This window comes from Moraxella nonliquefaciens (genome assembly GCF_001679005.1).
Taxonomy (GTDB): domain Bacteria; phylum Pseudomonadota; class Gammaproteobacteria; order Pseudomonadales; family Moraxellaceae; genus Moraxella; species Moraxella nonliquefaciens.
On the sequence record NZ_LXTW01000001.1, the window covers coordinates 205,373 to 223,697 of the forward strand.

An 18,325-nucleotide genomic window follows, 5' to 3' on the forward strand; every position below is an offset into this window, starting at 1 on the left:
TGGGGTTATTATACAATATTTTATCTTGCCATTAAAGCACGTCGCACCAGATATTACAAGTTGCTTTATGCCAAAGTTTGTGCCATTTGTGGGGGTTTTTCTGCTAAAATATAAAGATTTTAGGAGTAGAATATGACACAAATATCCCATCATGCAACATCAAACGCACTTATCAGACACCATATGGCAGTCAAAGAGCGTCTTTGTGCCATCAATGACCAATATCAAATCCACCCCAAAGCGGTGCTACTTGCCGTCTCAAAAACCAGACCATCATCGGACATTGCCACGTTGTATCAGGCAGGACAAGGTGATTTTGGTGAAAATTACTTACAAGAGGCCTTGATAAAAATGAGCGAACTGGCACATTTACCAATAACGTGGCACTACATCGGACACATTCAGCGAAACAAAACCAAAGACATTGCCACACATTTTGACTGGGTGCAGACCGTGGAGCGAGATATTATTGCTAAGCGTCTCAATGACCAACGCCCCGATGAACTGCCACCTCTTAACGTACTCATTCAAATTAATATTGATGATGAGATGAGCAAATCAGGCTGTCATATAGACGAATTGGATGAGCTCATTAAAGTCATCATAAGTTTGCCAAAACTGACTTTGCGAGGGCTTATGATTATCCCAAATAAAGACGGTACAGATGCTTTTGTGCGTACCAAGGCACTGTTTGACGACATCAAAGCACGTTTTAATTTAGCTCAATTTGATACCTTATCCATGGGCATGAGTGGCGATATGGAACAGGCACTGGCACATGGTTCAACCATGGTGCGAGTGGGGACGGCGATATTTGGCAAGCGAGATTAGCACTGACAATCATCTTATAACACCGAACGGGCGTCTTTGGTGATTTTTTCAATCAAGGCTTTGGCACGTTCATTAGCCAAAATCTGATTTTTACGGTCGTTATTTAGGCTCTGACATTGGTCATATAGCTCCAAACAGGTCAGCACCAACAGTTCTTCATTGCTGGGGTTTTTGCCTTTGATGGCACGGCGAAGTTCACGGATTTTATCATTAATGTATGTGCCTGCTTGTTCTAGCTGTGCCACCTCATCAATAGGGCAGGTAATGCGATGCGATGACCCTGCAATACTCAAATCAACCACTTTAAAATTCGGTTTATCCGCCTTGTTGGTGGTTTTGGTTGGAGCTTTGGGCGTGTTAGGCATGGGGACGGCGGAGGTTGTATCATCTGTATTGCGATGATTTTGGTCAAGATTTTGACTTTGTTTTGGCGGATGATTTGTCTTGTGATGTGTTTTTTGTTCAGAAGTGTCATTTGAAGTGTCATTTGACTGCTCTGGGGCAGATGTCTTGTGTGATGGGCTAACCTTGATGTTGGTTTTGGTACCAAATTTGATGGCAGAATGAATGTTCATGGGTGTGTCCTTGTTTTATTTAATAATTTTGGTTATCAATTTTACTAAGCCATGTTTGAATGACTTCGGCACGGCTGATGGCAAGAGCATTTTTTTGGTTAAGCTCGTTGTTTTCTTTGGTTAAACGCTCGTTATCTTGACCAAGCTCATCTAGGCGGCTGTTTAGCTCATCTTGGGCGGACAGTAATTCTTTGACACGTGCATGCAAGCTGCTGTTTTCGTCTTTAATTTGGCTGATTTTAAGTTGCAACTGACTGATTTGGTTAGGGCTGTCATCATGTGCCAATTTATGTTTAAGATTGGCAAGTTCGGTAGCAGTGATGTTATAGCGTGCTTTTAGCTCGGAGACGGTCTGTTCTAAGAGTTGTAATTGGGTTAGCATGGGTATTCCTAGGATGGTGAGACGATAAGCGATTACCAGAGAGCTGATGTGTGGTCTGTTATTGTAGCATGAGATGTTAAAAATACAAAACGCCCTTGACTTTTATCAAAATGATGGCATTTAAAGGACAATTTAAGCAACAGCGAGAACCTTATGAATGATGATTTGTCAGGATTTAATGATTGGACAGAAGCATTTAGCACATGGACGGATGTCTCTATCAGTGAATTGCATGGTCTTATGAGTGCCTTGATGATGGCATGTTACCCCACGGATGTGGCAGGATGGTCAGCGATATTAACCGAGCTTAGCTTTACCTTGCCTGATGAGCGGGCGATACAGCTTTTGGTAGAGTATGGTGAAGATGTCAGTTTTGCCCTAAAAGATAAAGATGATGCCTATGGCTATGAGCCATTGGTGCCTGATGATGAACATGAGTTGTCCGAGCGTTTTTTGGCATTAAAAGACTGGGCAGGTGGCTTTATCACAGGGCTTGGTGTGGCAGAGATGACCCTAACAGATGATGAGCGTGAGCAAGTCTCTGACCTTGCCAAAATCGCCAGCATTCGCCCTGATGCAGAAGATGAATTTGATGGCGACGAAGCGGAGTATCTGTATTTGTTTGAATTTGCTCGCATGGTGCCCGTGAGTCTGTCCAACCGCAAACGCAAAAACATGGCGGATCTGTCTATTATCAAAGGCTTATCCCCTGACCGTCTCACCGCCAGCGAAGTCCAAAAAGCACAACAAGCCAAAAAAGAGATGCCATTTACCTTTGATGCGATGGATAAAAAGCAGTAGGCGGATTTAATCAGCAGAATTAAAATCAGCCAATCCGATATGGGTACAAATTACAATTTAATCAAAAACATCCATCAAATGGGCATGATTATCATGTCCTTTTATTTTTATATAAATAATAAAATGTCATATGCCATTTTGATAAAAACCTATCATAAAAACCTATTAAGCTTAAAGGATGGTTTTGCATTTTTAAAATACTCTTTATTGTTTATCTTTAAAAAATAGAATAAAGGGCGATAAAGTCATCATCTCGTGCGTGTCTCGCTGTGGCTCGTGCCAAAATTGCCAAAAACAGCTTTACGCTCATTGCCATGCTGATGGTGGTTGGATTATGGGGTTTATTTTCTATATCAAATCATTGTCAAGCAGTGCAAAATTACTGTTTGGTGCAACCTATTGGCTAGGGCAATTTAGTTGGAATTTTGCATTTGTATTTGCAATATTAGCCATAAAATTTATCTACGGCTAGTTTTTATTTTGGAGGGATATGTTATTTTATCGTTAAAATGGTGTTTTTTAATTTATTTTTACTCATATTATCTATAACAAATTTTCAATATTATAGATAACCAAATTCAATTAATTTTTACTTGGCTAAGGAGCTAATTATGTCTAATATAACCGAACAAAAAAGCCCATAGGTTGGGTTGAGCTTGCGAAACCCAACAAGTTCAATGGGTTATATCATAAACGCTTGGGTTACGCTATCGCTAACCTAGCCTACATGGGCTTAATTTTTCTTGATAATATTTTAAAACAATAATAAAAACGATAGTAAACAGAAAGTTTTTGTGTTATGACAGCCCACCACCTCCACAAAATACCAATTAGCATTTAAAAGATGACAAACTACTCACAATACCACCAATCAATGTTAGAAAACCTACACAGCAACCCAAATAATCTAACAAAATTAGAAACCCTAGCCAATGAAGGAAATGCTGATGTCGCCTATATGTTGGGTTGGTGCTATTTTAAGGGTGAACGCTTACCCAAAGATTTTGATAAAAGTATGGCTTGGCTAGAAAAAGCCAAAACACTGGGCGGTGATAGAGCTGAAGAGCTGATGGTGTATTGTTGGTTTTTGCAGATAGCAGAATTGAGAAAAAAATATGAATGAAAAAGACAAAAAGCAATTAAGAATGATGGAAATAACAGGCGGTGTGCTATTAATTTTATATGCACTGTGTCAATGGGTATTTTTTCCTTATATTGCAAGTAGTAAAAGCAGAGAAAGGAGAGTTTAAAGAAGCTTGTGCTTATGTGGTTGGTAGGGAAAAAACAAAAGCTTCCCACAAAAATATCATTATGATTAATGGCAAGTATTATGATGATATTGATATATTTGCAATTTCTGCTACTTTACCAACAAATAAACAGATAGTTTGGGATAATTTCCCTATTAAAAAAAAACGTAGTCATTTATCAAAAATAGAACCCAACATCTGCAAAAAAGTCCAGTATGTTGAAGTCTATAACATATTTGGCTTTAAAAAATTTTATTTATACGATTATCTTAACCAACAAGCACCAAAAACATAACTTAGAGTTTTTTATAATGACAAACGAAACATTTGGTAGAATTTGCTTTGCTGTTGCACTCTTGCTAATAGGCTCAAGAACGCTTGGTGATTATGTCATCTTTCCTTATATTGCAGTAACAAAAGCAGAAAAAGGCGAGTTTAAAGAGGCCTGTGCTTATGTGGTTGACAAGAAAAAAACAACACGGAGTGCTGAGCAGTTTGTTATTAAATTAAGTAATCGACTTTATGATGAATACGATATATTTCCAACCACAGGTGCATCTTTTTTTTATAGAGACAAATGGAATAATTTTCCAATTCGTGCCAAGCATAGATCTTTTGTTGTTATAGAACCCAACACCTGCAAAAAAGTCCAATATGTTGAAGTCTATAACATATTTGGCTTTAAAAAATTTTATTTATACGATTATCTTAACCAACAAGCACCAAAAACATAACTTAGAGTTTTTTATAATGACAAACGAAACATTTGGTAGAATTTGCTTTGCTGTTGCACTCTTGCTAATAGGCTCAAGAACGCTTGGTGATTATGTCATCTTTCCTTATATTGCAGTAACAAAAGCAGAAAAAGGTGAGTTCAAAGAGGCTTGTGCTTATGTGGTGGGTACAAAAAAAGAAAGAAATTCTGATGCTACCATTATCAGGATTAATGGTGCACAATATAAAAGCAGAGAAATATTACCTTTAGAACACAAAGCAAGCATTAAAAGAAAGGAGTGGCTCAAATTTCCACTTGGTCAAGACTTCAAAGGTCTTTTAACCGTAGAACCCAACACCTGCAAAAAAGTCCAGTATGTTGAAGTCTATAACATATTTGGCTTTAAAAAGTTTTATTTATACGATTATCTTAACCAACCCTAGGAGACTACTATGTCTAAAATTCAAGTTCCAACCCAACACCAAACCGATGGTTTTTTGGGCACTGTCAGTGCTGTTAATAATATTTGGTCTGGCTTTAATAGTTTTAGTCAAAGCAATACAGAGGAGACTGCTCGCTCGGCTCAGCTTTTTCTTTCAGATTTTATCGGTATTTTAAAAGCTCATACCGAGTCTTCTACTTTTCAAAAAATTGCTAAGGTGGTGGATGTCAATAAAATATATCAAATTATTGATAGGATTTATCAAAATATAGATAAATTCAATGAAGATGTTAAAAACAATAATGGCTATGTTCAAAAATCAACCATTATTGACATCTTCGCCGATATGACTGCCTTGGTTGATACGATGTTGGACTTTGTGGGTAAAGTGCCAGCCATTAAATTTAATCCAGTTAATGTCGTATTTAACATCATCTCTTTTTATGCAACCACCACCAGTAACTCTATGAACAGCCACCCTGATTGGAATGATAAGCAGGTCATTCACACCAGTGAGATTGATAACTTTTTATTAGATGGTGCGTTATTAACTTTGGAAAATTGGCCTGTGTTAATTAAGCCATTACTGGATGTCTTTGACAACTTTGTGCCTGAGTATTTGCAAAACTGGGTAACACCTGACCCTACCGAGTTTATGGGTGATGCAGATGGCAAACCAGCCAATGATGTGATTGACCCTAGAAAATTCTTTGATGATGCTTATCGAATTTATGGTGGTGCAGGCAATGACACGCTATATGGTGGCTCAAAGAGTGATGTATTAGACGGAGACACAGGCAACGACACCCTCATCGGTGGCGAAGGTGCTGATAATTTGCTTGGCGGAGACGGATTCGACACCTACCACATCTCCGACCACGACACCATCTTTGATGCTGATGGCAAAGGACGTATTCTCTTTGACAACAAACCCCTACCCACAGACTTTATCCTAAAACAAGGCTCATCAGGCATATGGGAAGCCAAAGACAGTGCAGGCAATGTGCTATATACTGCCATCAGAGAAGTAAATGACTCAGTCTACCAAAATATTGCCTAACCATGATATTATCTAAACCAACGTAAAAATAAGTACTAATCTCATTTACATAATGCTACCATAATCACTCTAAACAATCCCTATATTTTATCAAACTTATCATGGATGACACCCCATGCCCCACCACACCGACACCATTGCCGACTGGCTTGTCTCTAATCGTCTGTATGAAGACAATCTGTTTTATTATGCTCTTATCATCTGTTTTTGGTTCTTTATCGGATTTGCTTTTCTTGGCTTTGAGCTAGAAGGATTTAGCTTACAGCAAAATCTGTTCTTTAACTTCATATATTATCTTATCATCTGTGCTTGTATGGCACTTTGCCCCTTTTGGTTTAAGCTTTTCTTTTCAAAAACCCACACCGCCAAACGAGAACAAGAACTCAATGCCCATCTAAATGAACTAGACGATGACGACCGTCAAGAAGTCGTTGCTTATCTCAATGAAACAGGACAGCTTGCCATGCGACCTGCCCAAAGGTGGGCGTTGGTATTTCTTGGGTCATACTTTTTATTTGAAGTGTTTTTTATTTCGGCATGGGTTAAGGACATGGCGTTGGTGTGGCAACCTGATTGGGTGATGGGGATTGTGGAGTGGGTGAGAGAGAATACGGCTCTACCACCCATACACGAAAATCATGGACTATTTTATTTAGATTTTAGCCTATCAAGTGATAAGATTTTGCACACAATGTATACAACGGAAACCGAATTTCTCAATTCAGAGTTTGGCAAAACTGCCTTGTTTTTTCATTTTATTCGTTTTGCAAATGTTTCATTAATAACCATTGCTATTTGCCTGTCTTTTTTGGATATAATTGGTTGGAGTGGCTTAAAAAAATTCACAGACAGCGACAACAAAGATTACGACTTGTTTGCATTTTTAAAATCCTATTTATGGACTTCATTTTTGGCGTTTTTCTGTGCTTTGATGATAATAGGGGGTATATTTGGACTTTGGCGCTCCATTAAAACTTCTGCCGAGATGTCTATGAATATTGTAATGTGGCTAGATAATTTGTATTTAAATTTTTGTCTAGCCCTTATGATTATTAGTTTTTTTATTATTGTTTCTTGGCTTAAAATGAGCAAACTACTTATTTTGGGCGTTATCGACTTTATTAAACAATTTTTTTAAACCAACCTAACGAGGTATTTTTATGAGTAATCTAACTGGTCTAGCAGATGCTTTCTTTATTGAAGAAGCAAGAAAACTTATTGAGAAGCATTCTCTTGGTTCTGTAACCGACAAAGAAGGCTATGAAGAAGTTTGGGAAGTGGCTTCTAGCCCGTAGGTTGGGTTGAGTTTACGAAACCCAACATTTTAAGTTCAAGTCCTGAATTTGTTGGGTTTCACTATCGTTCAACCCAACCTACGGGCTGAGAAAATATATTGACAATGTATTTTTGCTATGTTAAATTAAAAAGATATTTAAACATATGTACCAAAAATGCCCCACCACACCGACACCATTGCCGACTGGCTTGTCTCTAATCGTCTGTATGAAGACAATCTGTTTTATTATGCTCTTATCATCTGTTTTTGGTTCTTTATCGGATTTGCTTTTCTTGGCTTTGAGCTAGAAGGATTTAGCTTACAGCAAAATCTGTTCTTTAACTTTGTCTTTTATTTATTTATCTGTACCATGATGGCACTTTGTCCTGTTTGGTTTAGGCTGTTTTTTGGAAAAACTCACACCGCCAAACGAGAACAAGAATTACACGCCCATCTTGATGAACTAGATGATGACGACCGTCAAGAAGTCGTTGCTTATCTCAATGAAACAGGACAGCTTGCCATGCGACCTGTTCAAAGATGGGCATTGGTGTTTTTGGGGTCATACTTTTTATTTGAAGTGTTTTTTATCTCAGCATGGGTTAAGGATTTGACACTGGTGTGGCAACCTGATTGGGTGATGGGGATTGTGGAATGGGTGAGGGGGAATACCAATTTACCACCATTGAATGTGGATAGGAAGTTGTTTGACTTAGATATTGGGTTGTCAAGCGACAAGATTTTGCATACAATGTATGAATCGGAAACCGAATTTTTGGATTCTGAATTTGGCAAATCAGCCCTTTTATTTCATTTTTTTAGATTTATTAATGCTCCATTAATTTTTATATCGATACACATGTTATTATATAGATCAATTGGTTGGAGTGGCATAAATCGGTTTAAGGTAAAAGAAGAATACCGAAATTTATGCGATTTGTTAAAATCTTATTTATGGGTTTCGTTTTTGGCGTTTTTTTGTGTTCTAATGATTGTTGGCACTATTTTGCTAATTCAAAGCTTGGAAATTTCTGCTAGAATGTCCATGAATATAGTGATATGGATTGATAGCTTTTATTTGAATTTTTGTTTTGTGTTTGCTGTCATTAGTGTTCTTATACTTATTTCATGGCTTAAAATGAGTAAAAAACTTATTTTAAATATTATTAATTTTATCAAACAGTTCTTTCAACCAACCTAACGAGGTATTTTTATGAGTAATTTAACTGGTCTTGCAGATGTTTTCTTTCTTGAAGAAGTAAGAAAAATTCTTGAAAAACATTCATTTGGTTCTGTAACCGACAAAGAAGGCTATGAAGAAGTTTGGGAAGTGGCTTCTAGCCCGTAGGTTGGGTTGAGTTTACGAAACCCAACATTTTAAGTTCAAGTCCTGAATTTGTTGGGTTTCACTATCGTTCAACCCAACCTACGGGCTGAGAAAATATATTGACAATGTATTTTTGCTATGTTAAATTAAAAAGATATTTAAACATATGTACCAAAAATGCCCCACCACACCGACACCATTGCTGACTGGCTTGTCTCTAATCGTCTGTACGAAGACAATCTGTTTTATTATGCTCTTATCATTTGTTTTTGGTTCTTTATTGGGTTTATCTTTTTAGGTTTTGAAATCAATGGATATAGTCAAGCCCAAAATCTTTTCTTTAATTTTGTCTTTTATCTATTTATCTGTACCATGATGGCACTTTGTCCTGTTTGGTTTAGGTTGTTTTTTGGGAAAACATATACTGCCAAACGAGAACAAGAACTACACGCCCATCTTGATGGACTAGACGATGATGACCGTCAGGAAGTCGTTGCTTATCTCAATGAAACAGGACAGCTTGCCATGCGACCTATCCAACGGTGGGCATTGGTGTTTTTGGGGTCATACTTTTTATTTGAAGTGTTTTTTATCTCAGCATGGGTTAAGGATTTGACACTGGTGTGGCAACCTGATTGGGTGTTAGCAATCACACATTGGGTGAAAGAGAACATCAATTTACCGCCATTGAATGTGGATAGGAAATTGTTTTTGCTTAATATTCATTCGTCATCAAGTACGTTATTAAGAGAATTATATGAAACAGAAATGCAATTTTTGAATTCAGAATTTGGAATAACGACATCATTTTTTCATTTTATAAAAGCATTAAACTTTGCCCCTATCTTAATTGCAGTCTATTTGTTGCTATCAAATATTATAGGTTGGGCTGGCATTAATAGGTTTAATGCAGACCATCAAGAAATTTCATTTTTTAGTAGTCTTAAAAAATTTCTGTGGTTATCATTTCTTATGTTTTTCCTATTTATTATGGTTCTGGGCGGATTTGGAAAAATATTTATGGATATTGAGACAACAGCAGAAATTTTAATAAATATAACTGCTTGGGTGGACAATTTTTTCTTAAATATTGGATATGCATTCTTTATTATCGCACTATCTGTTACTGTCTCTTGGTTTAAAACTGGTGTATTATTGGCAATATTAATAATTGATTTCATCAAACAATTTTTTCAATCAACCTAACGAGGTATTTTATGAGCAATCTAACTGGTCTAGCAGATGCTTTCTTTATTGAAGAAGCAAGAAAACTTATTGAGAAGCATTCATTTGGTTCTGTAACCGACAAAGAAGGCTATGAAGAAGTTTGGGAAGTGGCTTCTAGCAATTTTATGAAACTAACTGCCCAAATTGTTTTTGAAACTTCTTTAAAATATTTTAGCGACAATAAACTGATAGAAAATACCAAGCATAGATACCCTGACATTGTCCAAATTGAAATGCTGGCAATTAAAGCACATCACCTGCAAGCCAATCTTGATGCCTTACAATCATCAAAGCTCTCCAAACACCCTGATTTTAAAGAAATAAATGCACATTTCAAAGAGGTTGTTGCTAATTTTAAAACGGAAGTGCAACTACTTGCTGACAGCAAAGGCATCAATATCAATGTCAAACAAGATGACTTAACTACCACATTAGATAAATTGGTCGGTCAAGGTTATGGTAAACTCTTTAATGAAAGCATGGATAACTTATTTAAATACAATGATTATATCAAACTTGTTTATAGCACCATTGATGAAAAATTACCCAAAGATGAAAGTAGTCAACAAGACTATCTAAAAGATGTGATGAATTTAATACCAAAATTTGCAGGAGATTCTTTTGTTAAGGGTACGGCGGGGGCGGTCTATGGTGCAGAAGCAGGAGCAATTAGCTTAAGTAGCCTTGTAAAATCTGAAGGATTAAAGCACCTAGAAAGCTTAGCTCAAAAAATACCTGCTATTTCTGCCAAAGGTTTGGCTGGAGTTTTATCTCGTGGGATAATTACTGGCATTTTAACAGATATTAGTTATAAAGCAGGGTATGAGTTTGGTGAATGGCTATTTACAAAAGGTTTTGATTGGGCTTTTGGCAAAGAACTCTACGAAATGGAGAGTTTCATCAACTTTACAGATACTGCTTACTCCACCATCTTCTCCCACCTAACCGCCGACAAACTTAACGCCGTCATTGCCTTTAATACCATGATACTGGGTAACTTTGTCAATGAACAGGGTCAATCTGTCATCACAGAAGATACCGCCATCTTATTTGGCTCTGATGACTATAAGAGCATGGATTTTGACAAAGCTTTAAAATCTTATAAAAAGCTCTATAAGGCAGTATCAGGCAAGGATGATGCCAAGAACATCACAGGTGCAGAAGAACTCATTAGACACATGGAGGGTAGTTATCCGTTATTTAAGGAATATCGCGGTAAGTTATTGAACATCTTACAAGGCTTGGAAGATACAGAAGAACTATTTACCCTAAGCCAAGGTGATGATGAAACCGCTCTTGCCTACCGCTACGCCCTTGTCAATCTCAATCCATTTGTCCTAATGGATATTGACTACACCAAACACAACCCAAATGGCGAGCTTGACCTGTATCATGCCAAAACCAATCCTAATGGTCTAACCCCCATCTACCTAGAAAAACGGGCTGAGATGATGTCGGTCATGATGGATAAAATGACAGGGAAGTTTATCCAAAATAAATACAACTATCAAGATTTGGCTGAAAACATCAGTGTTAATGAAACCAGCCTAGATGGACATCATGGCAATATTGATACTTATAATGACAACACCCAAGTGATCTTCGGTGGTACTGGTAACGACACCATCAAAGCCAAAGATACAGGCGATAACAACAACTTCCTATTCGGTGGTGCAGGTCATGACATTATAATCGGTGGCAAAGGTAACGATTACCTAGAAGGCGGTCAAGGCTTCGACACCTACCACATCAAAGACCACGACACCATCTTTGATGCTGATGGCAAAGGACGTATTCTCTTTGACAACAAACCCCTACCCACAGACTTTATCCTAAAACAAGGCTTATCAGGCATATGGGAAGCCAAAGACAGTGCAGGCAATGTGCTATATACTGCTTATCGTATTGGCGATGATTTATCCATACATGACACCAAAGTGCCTGATGTTGCTAGAATCAAAGACTTCTTTCTCACCGCCACACAGCAAGACACCACATATTCAGCCCTTTCTATCATCTTAGGCGACAGTCAAGCAGACATTGATAAAAATCGCACCTACACCATCAAAGCCATTGATGGTTTTTTATCGCATATAGGTACAGGAGCTTTTCCTGCTCAGTACTTGGACATCTATGGTTCAAACAAGACTGACACCATCTTTGGCACAGGCAGAAAATACCTAAACATCGATGCAGGCGATGGGCATGACCTGATATTCGGTGGCAATATGGCGGATGTTATCAGAGGTGGGGCAGGTAATGATGTTATATCAGGTTCGCCCATCTATTATGAACTAAGAGACCCAACCGACCCAGAAATACCCAAAGAAGACCATGATCTGCTTATCGGTGGACTGGGTAACGACCTAATCTCGGCAGGGATTGGCGATGACATTATTTGGGTGGATCATGAGTATAAATCAAATGGTAAAACACCGATACATACCGACTCAAATAATCCCAACAACACCCATAACAACAAAAAAGGTGATTGGGCATTGGGCGGACGAGGTGATGATGTGATTCATGGTGGTGCAAACCAAGACTTCCTACAAGGTGGGGCGGACAGTGACATCATCTATGGTGGTGGCGGTGATGATGTGATATTGGGTGATGGGTATGTGAGATTTGGGGTAAAATCTGTCAGTATTGTTCATAATGATACCGTGATTCATACACCCACACTCATAGGCGTACATCCACTTGTTCCTGTCTTTATGAACTTAACCCCCACCATCATACCAGCTAACAAACCCACAATAGAATATGGCTACACCAATGGCAAGTATTTGGAAACCAGACTGGGAAATGAATACATAAGAGATGCAAAAACATTTAATTGGCAATTACAGATAGATGCAGACAAAGGTGATTATACCATCACGCCACATGAAGAAGTGAAGCTAAGTTATGATAAGCATGCTTTTGAATCAAAACATGCCAATGACACTCTATATGGCGGTGCAGGGGATGACCTTGTCATCGGTCAGTATGGTAATGATTATCTAGATGGTGGTAAGGGTGATGACATCCTATGGGGTGATGACAACAGAGATGCAAGCATCGAAGGGAATGACACGCTAAAAGGCGGTACAGGACGAGATAGGCTAATTGGTGGCAAAGGGAATGATACTTATGTGTTTGACCTAGAAGACATCAAAACAGAGGCAGATGGCAAAACCATCATTGATACGGACAATAATGGTCAGTTGATTGTAGATGGCAAAAACTGGGCGGGCAAGACATGGGTGGTTGATGCCAACTTCAAAGACATTTATTTTGATGATGAGGGCAATAGACTGGATAAGAAAGGCAGTGAGTACATCATCACGGTCAAAGACGCTGGGGCAACCATCACCATTAAGGATACGCCAGTAGCGAAAGGCGATGCGGGTGACATTCTGCTGGGCATGATACTCGCCAAAGAAGTTAAGAATACCGCTCCCATTGTTCATAATCCTGTCTCTGACCAGATGGTGTTGGCAGGGCGAGACATCGCACTCGGTCTTGGCGAGGTATTCTTCGATGCTGATGGTGATGAGCTGACGTATAGCATCCAAGGGGCGGATGGACTGCATTTTGACCCTGCTACGAAGATGCTGACAGGCAAAGCACCTAATAAAGGGGTGTTTAACATCACATTGACCGCTACCGACCCCAAGGGCGAGCATGCCAATACCAGCTTCACACTAAGAGTGAATGAGCGACCAACGCTCGTCTCTGCCTTGACTCTACCGCTTGTGCTAAGCCAAGATAATGCCATGATGCAGATAGGTCTAGATAAGCTGTTTGTTGATAACGATGGTGATGCGTTAAGTTATTCGCTATCGGCAAATTCTTTGAGCGGTGTCTATATTGACAACAACCATCTTATCATAGACCCTGCGACCACAGAGATTGGCATGCATGACATTACCGTGACAGCGACAGACAGCTTCGGTCAGAGTGTCAGCACCAATGCCAGCTTTACCATCAAAGGCAGTGAACCCATCGTGATGCCAGAGCCTGTCCTGCCCATCACTCCTACGCCCGATCCTACCATTCGTGGTAAGCGATATGTGGGCAAGCTCGGTGCTGATGACATCACAGGTGATGATAAAGCCAATACCATCAACGGTCTGACAGGGGATGATGTCCTAAGTGGCGGTCGTGGCAATGACACGCTAATCGGTGGATTTGGTCATGATACCTTAATTGGCGGACTGGATAACGACTTGCTTATCGGTGGCTATGGCAATGATACTTATCTGTATCACAAAGGCGATGGTCTAGACACGATTCGTGATGTTGGTGGGCTCGATATCTTAAAGATTTCGGGGCTGATGTTGTCTGATTTGGGCTTTATTAAACAAGGTAATCATCTGCTTATCGATGTCAAGCAAAATGATGATGGCATTATTATTGAAGATTATTTCAAATCAAACAGTATCATAGCAAGCCAAAAATCCCATGTTCCCAACATAGAGCGCATCTACATTAATGATAAGTTTGTCGGGCATGATGAGATTATCAAGATGGCGGATGTGGTTATTTAAGGTTTAAGACTAAGGGTGTTAAAAAAGAGTGTTTAGTAACACTCTTTTTGCAGTCTGCTGATGGCGGATTGTGCTGATTGGGGTGTGCCTGCCTTTGGTATTTGCATGAAAGATGGGGTTTAGCCATTTTTCATGCAAATTGGTTGAAATTGTCAAATTTTCATCTTATCTTATAAAAATGTCATCAATGGCAGGTACGCTCTAATACGCCTAAAAAACTTAACATGGTGTATTTGTCATAAATACACCAATCTTAGTATCTTATCTATTTTCCATTATCCTAATACCGCCATCATTTCGCCTTCTACCAAATGCATACTAATCGCCTTATCAATGCGGACATTGACAAATTTACCCAGTAGCTCATCACCGCCACGAAAAATCACCGAACGGGTGTTGTCGGCTGTGCCATGCAAATAGCCATCTTTGCGGTTGGCACGCTCCTCTACCAACACTCGCACGGTTTGACCGACCATCGCTCGGGTCTTAGCAAAGGTAGAATTTTTGATGACCTCTTGAAATCTCGCCAGTCGTTCTTTTTTGGTCTCAAAGCTGACATTATCAGGCAAATCGGATGCAGGCGTGCCAGGGCGTTTTGAGTAGATGAAACTGTATGAATGGTCAAAATCTAACTCTTTGGCAAGGTTTAACGTATCAGCAAAGTCCCTATCGGTCTCATTGGGAAAGCCAATGATAAAGTCACTTGATAGGTGCAAATCAGGACGAATGGCTTTTAACTTATTGATTTGATTGATATAAATATCAATGCTGTGATTACGTTTCATCGCTTGCAAGATGGCATTTGAACCAGATTGGACAGGCAGGTGTAAATGTGAGACAAGTTTGGGGATGTGGCGATAAGCATCGATGATGTCATCGGTGAACTCCAAAGGATGGCTTGTGGTGTAGCGAATGCGTTCAATACCATCAATATGGGCAACATAGTGCAACAGTTCACTAAATCGGCAAATCGTACCGTCATCTTTTTGACCCCGATAGCCATTGACGTTTTGACCCAACAAATTAATCTCACGCACACCTTGTTCGGCAAGTGCGTCAATCTCGGCAAGCACATCATCAAGCGGACGAGACAGCTCTTCGCCACGAGTATAAGGCACGACACAAAACGAGCAGTATTTAGAACAGCCCTCCATAATGGACACAAATGCCTTGTAACCATCAACCTTTGGTTCTGGCAAAAAGTCAAATTTTTCAATGCTGGGAAAAGATACATCCACCACGCCAATGCGTGTTTTGGTATTTTTGGCGGTGCCTGTTTGCTTGGTGTTTAAGGCTTTGGCATGGAGGGTCTTAGCGGTTAGCTCATCATACATCTGTGGCAGGCGGTGTAAGGTCTGAGGGCCAAAAACCATGTCCACATAAGGGGCACGTTTTTGGATATTGTCGCCCTCTTGGGATGCCACACACCCTCCTACGCCGATGACCAAATGGGGATTTTTATCTTTGAGTTTACGCCAACGACCCAGCTCAGAGAACACTTTTTCTTGGGCCTTTTCACGAATAGAGCAGGTATTCATGATAAGCACATCCGCTTCGTTGATGTCATGGGTTACTATCATGCCATGGCTGTCGCCCAGCACATCGCCCATTTTTTGGCTGTCGTATTCGTTCATCTGACAGCCTTGGGTAGCGATAAAGACTTTTTTGGGGGCAGTTGGGTCTTTGGGTAATTGTTCTAAGTGAGACAAATCCAACTGCGATAGCGTGGGGGCGTGGGGTTTGGTGTCGGTTTTTGGGTTAAAGGTGGCAACGGTCATTGGTATTTTCCAAGGGTTGAGAAAAATTTGATATTATAGCACAGTTTTTGGGGTGTGGGGAGACGGTATATGGACTTACCAATCACAATCCAACAGATGTCTGTTATTTATCCAAAAATAGCTACCATTTGTCGTATTTTTTATAAAATTCTGATAATTTTGTCATAAATACAAAATTTTAGTTGCCAAGTGGTATGTTTTATGTAAAAATTGACCCAATCATTATGGATTGTGTTATTTATTATCCATAATGATTGGGTTTATTTACAAAATTATCATTGAAATTTGGAGTTTTCTGATGAAAATGTTTGTCAAGTCAAGTCAAGTCAAGTCAAGTCAAGTCAAGTCAAGTCAAGTCAAGTCAAGTCAAGTCAAGTCAATTAAAATTAAATAAAATTTTGGTGGGGCTTGCTCTTGTAATGGGAATGGGTGTTTCGCATACCGCCCTTGCTAATAATTGGATTACCACTTCCAATAACAAATGCAAAGTCTATAATCCCACTTTTTTCAAAAATATCCCCACCACTTGGTCTGGTGAATGCAAGGATGGCTATGTTCACGGACAAGGGACATTGCAATTGCGTATATATGGAGAACTATATGAGACCTATGTGGGCAGTTTCAGTCAAGGCAAACAGTACGGAAAAGGGATTTATACTCGGAGAGATGGCATTAAATATGATGGGGAATTCAAAGATGGCAAAATGCACGGAAAAGGGATTAAGACTTGGGCAAATGGCAGTAAATATGATGGGGAATTCAAAGATGGCAAAATGCACGGAAAAGGGATTAAGACTTGGGCAAATGGCAGTAAATATGATGGGGAATTCAAAGATCACAAAATGCACGGAAAAGGGATTAAGACTTGGGCAAATGGCAGTAAATATGATGGGGAATACAAAGATGATAAAAAACACGGTTTGGGTAAATTAACCCTTGTCAAGGGAGATAATGGCATTGCCAGTTATGATAATGGCGAATGGCAGGGCGATACCTATGTAGTACAGGGTGAATTTGTAAATGGTGACCACACTCTACAATGCGAACCCAATCAAAAAGCCTGTGATAAAGCCCGTGCTGAGCAGGAAAAGCAAGAACAAGAACGCAGAGAAAGAGAGTATAAAGGCAGTATAGAAGCATGCAAAAGCCGTTATGTGGGCGAGCGTCTTATTTTGAAAGCACCTTATAATGTAGGTTTCATATTCTATTCAGAAGGATATAAGTACTTCCCTTTCAAAGTAGTGGGGGTCGGTAAAGACAAAATGACGGTTGAAGCGATGTATGATGGGAGCGATATTAGTGATATAAGAAGTGCCAATATTCTTTGCAATGCAACCAGTGTAAAATAGATTAATCAAAAGTCGTTTTCTAACTTGAAAACGACTTTTTTGATAGGGGTGAATTGCAAATCAACTACTTATACAAAGTTGAGAATGGCGTTATGTTTATAAAAAGCGGACAAGATTTGCCCAATAATTGTAATGCTTCTTCACTGCTTTGACAAGGTTACGGTCATGGTGTTTTCCAAGGGTTTGCCAAATGGGGGATGGGACATTATTATAGCATGCTGTGCTGATTTTTGGAAAAATATCGTCCATTATTTGATAAATCCATTTTCTAAGTCTTTGATTTGTTTTTAAAATTTCAAAAAAAGCAAATTTTTTAAAAATTTTTAAAAAAAGTGCTTGACGTACGCCAAAAATCCTATATAATACGCACCCATACAGCGAACGCTGACATGCGGGAATAGCTCAGTTGGTAGAGCACGACCTTGCCAAGGTCGGGGTCGCGAGTTCGAATCTCGTTTCCCGCTCCAAATTCTAAAAGTCCAAATCAACAGGTTTGGACTTTTTCTCACTTAAAATGCTTATTTACAATCCGTCGTGTCCAAAATCAATCTCATTTTAAGATAAAATATACAAATTTTCCTGTAAAATTGACATAATTTTGCATTGGCGGTGGTTTAAATTATAACGAGTTGTGTTATAATTAGCAAAATATGGCAAATTCGTTTGAATGTTGTCATAAATTTGTCTGTAAAATTAAGACAATCCGAGCGAAAATTTCCATACCTAATTCATTCATAGGTTAATAAGAGGACATACCCATGGCCAAAGCCAAATTTG

The 18,325-nt window shown here is 39.1% G+C and carries 17 protein-coding genes and 1 tRNA gene; 15 read left to right on the forward strand and 3 right to left on the reverse strand.

The genetic code is table 11. The features are described from left to right. Positions 1-132 precede the first annotated feature (132 nt). Entirely contained in the window at positions 133-831 is a 699-nt protein-coding gene (locus A7456_RS00885; RefSeq protein WP_067006569.1) for a YggS family pyridoxal phosphate-dependent enzyme, read from the forward strand. 14 nt (positions 832-845) lie between these two features. Here the strand turns inward: A7456_RS00885 and A7456_RS11665 are convergent, their stop codons facing one another. After that, a complete protein-coding gene (locus A7456_RS11665; RefSeq protein WP_227713256.1) occupies positions 846-1,406 on the reverse strand; it encodes a cell division protein ZapA in 561 nt (186 codons plus the stop codon). Between the two features lie 19 nt (positions 1,407-1,425). Beyond that, positions 1,426-1,788, reverse strand: a complete 363-nt coding sequence (locus tag A7456_RS00895) for a hypothetical protein (RefSeq protein ID WP_067006572.1) — start codon at positions 1,786-1,788, stop codon at positions 1,426-1,428. 153 nt (positions 1,789-1,941) lie between these two features. On the opposite strand from A7456_RS00895, the gene A7456_RS00900 reads away from it, so the two are divergent. The 12 genes from A7456_RS00900 to A7456_RS00950 all read left to right on the forward strand — a co-directional run bounded on the left by A7456_RS00900 (position 1,942) and on the right by A7456_RS00950 (position 14,421). Then, positions 1,942-2,589, forward strand: a complete 648-nt coding sequence (locus A7456_RS00900; protein ID WP_067006575.1) for a UPF0149 family protein — start codon at positions 1,942-1,944, stop codon at positions 2,587-2,589. A gap of 844 nt (positions 2,590-3,433) precedes the next feature. After that, positions 3,434-3,712 carry an SEL1-like repeat protein gene (locus A7456_RS00910; protein ID WP_145916019.1) on the forward strand — a complete coding sequence of 93 codons (279 nt, stop codon included), beginning with the start codon at positions 3,434-3,436 and terminating at the stop codon, positions 3,710-3,712. A 59-nt stretch (positions 3,713-3,771) separates the two neighbouring features. After that, positions 3,772-4,134, forward strand: coding sequence for a hypothetical protein (locus A7456_RS00915; protein ID WP_067006582.1), 363 nt, complete (start codon positions 3,772-3,774; stop codon positions 4,132-4,134). Positions 4,135-4,150: 16 nt separating this feature from the next. Beyond that, positions 4,151-4,573, forward strand: a complete 423-nt coding sequence (locus tag A7456_RS00920; RefSeq protein WP_067006584.1) for a hypothetical protein — start codon at positions 4,151-4,153, stop codon at positions 4,571-4,573. Between the two features lie 16 nt (positions 4,574-4,589). Then, a complete protein-coding gene (locus A7456_RS00925) occupies positions 4,590-4,997 on the forward strand; it encodes a hypothetical protein (protein ID WP_067006587.1) in 408 nt (135 codons plus the stop codon). A gap of 9 nt (positions 4,998-5,006) precedes the next feature. Next, the gene (locus A7456_RS11835) at positions 5,007-6,056 is read left to right on the forward strand and encodes a calcium-binding protein (protein ID WP_067006588.1); all 1,050 of its coding nucleotides are present in this window, start codon (positions 5,007-5,009) and stop codon (positions 6,054-6,056) included. 115 nt (positions 6,057-6,171) lie between these two features. After that, on the forward strand, positions 6,172-7,194 hold the full coding sequence (locus A7456_RS00935) for a hypothetical protein (RefSeq protein WP_067006590.1): 1,023 nt from the start codon (positions 6,172-6,174) through the stop codon (positions 7,192-7,194). Between the two features lie 22 nt (positions 7,195-7,216). Then, positions 7,217-7,351 carry a hypothetical protein gene (locus tag A7456_RS11840; RefSeq protein ID WP_265091073.1) on the forward strand — a complete coding sequence of 45 codons (135 nt, stop codon included), beginning with the start codon at positions 7,217-7,219 and terminating at the stop codon, positions 7,349-7,351. A 156-nt stretch (positions 7,352-7,507) separates the two neighbouring features. Then, entirely contained in the window at positions 7,508-8,533 is a 1,026-nt protein-coding gene (locus tag A7456_RS00940; protein ID WP_067006592.1) for a hypothetical protein, read from the forward strand. A 12-nt stretch (positions 8,534-8,545) separates the two neighbouring features. After that, positions 8,546-8,680 (forward strand): hypothetical protein, encoded by a 135-nt coding sequence (locus A7456_RS11845; protein WP_265091072.1) that lies wholly within the window; start codon positions 8,546-8,548, stop codon positions 8,678-8,680. Between the two features lie 351 nt (positions 8,681-9,031). Continuing rightward, entirely contained in the window at positions 9,032-9,865 is an 834-nt protein-coding gene (locus A7456_RS00945; protein ID WP_145916021.1) for a hypothetical protein, read from the forward strand. An 11-nt stretch (positions 9,866-9,876) separates the two neighbouring features. Continuing rightward, entirely contained in the window at positions 9,877-14,421 is a 4,545-nt protein-coding gene (locus A7456_RS00950) for a putative Ig domain-containing protein (protein WP_067006595.1), read from the forward strand. Between the two features lie 275 nt (positions 14,422-14,696). Here A7456_RS00950 and miaB read toward each other — a convergent pair whose 3' ends face one another. Further along, positions 14,697-16,199, reverse strand: coding sequence for a tRNA (N6-isopentenyl adenosine(37)-C2)-methylthiotransferase MiaB (gene miaB, locus A7456_RS00955; RefSeq protein WP_067006597.1), 1,503 nt, complete (start codon positions 16,197-16,199; stop codon positions 14,697-14,699). A gap of 308 nt (positions 16,200-16,507) precedes the next feature. Here miaB and A7456_RS00960 point away from each other — a divergent pair, with 308 nt between their 5' ends. Together A7456_RS00960 and A7456_RS00965 are read left to right on the forward strand one after the other, a co-directional pair. Further along, a complete protein-coding gene (locus tag A7456_RS00960) occupies positions 16,508-17,548 on the forward strand; it encodes an MORN repeat-containing protein (RefSeq protein WP_067006599.1) in 1,041 nt (346 codons plus the stop codon). A gap of 391 nt (positions 17,549-17,939) precedes the next feature. Continuing rightward, positions 17,940-18,015, forward strand: a tRNA-Gly gene (locus A7456_RS00965). Positions 18,016-18,325 lie beyond the last annotated feature (310 nt).

Coding starts and splice junctions, on each gene's coding strand:
- A7456_RS00920 (WP_067006584.1), top strand. CDS start 4,151: ATGACAAACGAAACATTTGGTAGAATTTGCTTTGCTGTTGCACTCTTG.
- A7456_RS00895 (WP_067006572.1), bottom strand. CDS start 1,788: ATGCTAACCCAATTACAACTCTTAGAACAGACCGTCTCCGAGCTAAAA.
- A7456_RS00915 (WP_067006582.1), top strand. CDS start 3,772: ATGCACTGTGTCAATGGGTATTTTTTCCTTATATTGCAAGTAGTAAAA.
- A7456_RS00950 (WP_067006595.1), top strand. CDS start 9,877: ATGAGCAATCTAACTGGTCTAGCAGATGCTTTCTTTATTGAAGAAGCA.
- A7456_RS11835 (WP_067006588.1), top strand. CDS start 5,007: ATGTCTAAAATTCAAGTTCCAACCCAACACCAAACCGATGGTTTTTTG.
- A7456_RS00935 (WP_067006590.1), top strand. CDS start 6,172: ATGCCCCACCACACCGACACCATTGCCGACTGGCTTGTCTCTAATCGT.
- miaB (WP_067006597.1), bottom strand. CDS start 16,199: ATGACCGTTGCCACCTTTAACCCAAAAACCGACACCAAACCCCACGCC.
- A7456_RS00900 (WP_067006575.1), top strand. CDS start 1,942: ATGAATGATGATTTGTCAGGATTTAATGATTGGACAGAAGCATTTAGC.
- A7456_RS00925 (WP_067006587.1), top strand. CDS start 4,590: ATGACAAACGAAACATTTGGTAGAATTTGCTTTGCTGTTGCACTCTTG.
- A7456_RS11665 (WP_227713256.1), bottom strand. CDS start 1,406: ATGAACATTCATTCTGCCATCAAATTTGGTACCAAAACCAACATCAAG.
- A7456_RS00885 (WP_067006569.1), top strand. CDS start 133: ATGACACAAATATCCCATCATGCAACATCAAACGCACTTATCAGACAC.
- A7456_RS00940 (WP_067006592.1), top strand. CDS start 7,508: ATGCCCCACCACACCGACACCATTGCCGACTGGCTTGTCTCTAATCGT.
- A7456_RS00945 (WP_145916021.1), top strand. CDS start 9,032: ATGATGGCACTTTGTCCTGTTTGGTTTAGGTTGTTTTTTGGGAAAACA.
- A7456_RS00910 (WP_145916019.1), top strand. CDS start 3,434: ATGACAAACTACTCACAATACCACCAATCAATGTTAGAAAACCTACAC.
- A7456_RS11845 (WP_265091072.1), top strand. CDS start 8,546: ATGAGTAATTTAACTGGTCTTGCAGATGTTTTCTTTCTTGAAGAAGTA.
- A7456_RS11840 (WP_265091073.1), top strand. CDS start 7,217: ATGAGTAATCTAACTGGTCTAGCAGATGCTTTCTTTATTGAAGAAGCA.